This window comes from Palleronia abyssalis (assembly GCF_900302445.1).
GTDB lineage: Bacteria > Pseudomonadota > Alphaproteobacteria > Rhodobacterales > Rhodobacteraceae > Palleronia > Palleronia abyssalis.
The window spans coordinates 1-1364 of sequence record NZ_ONZF01000039.1; the positions used below are offsets into that span (position 1 = coordinate 1).

Annotated in this window: 1 protein-coding gene; it reads right to left on the minus strand. The window is 64.0% G+C overall.

The window, feature by feature from the left end; genetic code table 11:
• Nucleotides 1-232 precede the first annotated feature (232 nt).
• Nucleotides 233-1273: an IS110 family RNA-guided transposase gene (locus PAA8504_RS21655; RefSeq protein WP_108896184.1), complete on the minus strand. Its 1041-nt coding sequence runs from the start codon at nt 1271-1273 to the stop codon at nt 233-235.
• Between the last annotated feature and the right edge of the window lie 91 nt (nt 1274-1364).

A 1364-nucleotide genomic window follows, 5' to 3' on the forward strand; every position in this document is an offset into this window, starting at 1 on the left:
AACGGTTCTCTGATTGCGGCCATGTCAAGCGGGTGAGCGGTGTGTCCGTCAGGGGTCATGGTTCTCTCCGAGGTCGCGGGTGTCGCGCCTCACGATGGCGTTCGGTGGCGGATCGTCTCCAATGTCGTTTGCGGGGTGAGCAGGTTGGCCTGCGTCCCAACCGTTTTTGCGAGATCGATCTACCTCCGTCCCGTCGGGACTTCGCTCCCCGCCTTCAGGGCGGGAACTCGGATCAGGCTGTAGCCTCCTTCGTCCATTGGTATTCGGTTTCGTTCTTCCACAGCGTCAGCATCAGCACGGCGATCTTGCGCGCAGTGGCGACCGCCGCCTTGCGGAACCCCCGCCGCCCGGCCAGTCGGACAGACCAACTCTTGAGAGGCGAGAAGCGTTTGACCTGGCGGATCAGGCAGGAAGCGGCCTCGAACAGCAGACCGCGCATTGCGCCGTCCCCGCATTTCGACACCCGGCCTGACCAGTCCACCTCGCCGGATTGATGCCGCTTCGGCGTCAGCCCGAGGAAAGCACCGACATCGGATGCCCGGCTGAACCGGCTCGGATCATCGACCAGGGCGATGAAGCTGAGTGCGTTGACCGGGCCGACGCCAGGTATGGTCATCAGACGGCGCGCCACGGGATGGGCTTTGGCTTTTCTCCTCACCGATTTGTCCAGATCGTCCGCCGCCTGGCACAACGTGGCATGGGCAGCGATGAAGCCATCCGCGATTGTGCGGAGAACCGGGTCGGTCTCACCGGCCGTGGCCAGCTGATCGCGGAACGCTTGACGCTGGCGTCCCTGGCCAATGCCCGTCATGCGGATCCCGAAGGTCTTCAGCACGCCCCTCATGTGACCTTCGAGGTCCTTGCGCAGGCGGATCAAACGCTCGCGGGCTCCGACCAGACTGCGCAGCCTATCGGCGTCTTCACTGCGGATGTGCACCGGAGTGAACCACCCGGTGCGCGCAAGCTGCGCCAGCCCCTCCGCATCGGCGGCGTCTGACTTGTTCAGCCGCGCCGACAGGCTCTTGTGCGCCTTGCGGGCATCGATGCAGGTGGCGGGCAGTCCCAGCCGCGTCATTCCGCGTTGCAGCCAGATCGACAGCATCCCGCTCTCGTGCACAATCCGGCGGGGCTTCAGTTCGCGATTGCGAAACCAGCCTGCGACGCCTTCGGGATCGGCAGGACAGGCCCCGCGCGCGATGGTCTTGCCATCCCCATCCACGACACAGATCGAAATCTCTTTCAGCGACACATCCAAACCGGCATAGTGTTCCATAGGTCGTTCTCCTCACGGCTATTATCCATGAGGCCAACATACCGGACCTCGTTCGCCTCCGGAGAGCGACCGCCGCAATCACACCATGTCG

What these genes read in the sequence shown, in the direction of transcription:
- PAA8504_RS21655 (WP_108896184.1), bottom strand. Translation starts at nt 1,273, where the DNA reads ATGGAACACTATGCCGGTTTGGATGTGTCGCTGAAAGAGATTTCGATC.